Source organism: Polaromonas sp. P1_G2 (assembly GCF_056405515.1).
In genome coordinates this window covers 1-436 of the sequence record NZ_JBFUBY010001247.1, presented here as the reverse complement: position 1 = coordinate 436, position 436 = coordinate 1, and the positions used below count along the sequence as shown (strand labels likewise).

The window sequence follows — 436 nt, the reverse complement described above, 5'->3', positions numbered from 1 at the left end:
GAGGTGCCGCGGCCGGTGATGACCTTCGCGCCGCCGACGTCCTTGATCCCCGGCTCGAACGGATCGCTTTCCCAGAGATTGAGCGGATCGACCGGCTGGACATCGTAATGGCCATAGAACAGGACATGCGGCGCATCAGCCTTGGCGCCCTCGTGATGAGCGACAACCATCGGATGGCCGGGCGTGTCGCGCACGGAGGCCTCGAAGCCGAGTGTCTTGAGATAATCTGCGAGCCAGGTCGCGGCCTTGCGGCAGTCATCCTTGTAGGCTGGATCGGTGGAGATCGACTTGATGCGGCAGAGCGCGAACATCTTCTCCAGGCTGGAATTGAGGTTGGCGTCTGCCTTGGACAGAACGGTATCGATCACGGTCATGATTGTCACCTGGATTCACGTTGGGCGGATGGCGGGGACCTTAGAGCGAGCCGTGTTGATTT

1 pseudogene is annotated in these 436 nt (G+C 60.8%); it reads right to left on the bottom strand.

The features are described from left to right. Positions 1-374 (bottom strand): annotated as a pseudogene (locus AC1D0P_RS29980) (hypothetical protein); the annotation flags it as partial. Positions 375-436: the final 62 nt, after the last annotated feature.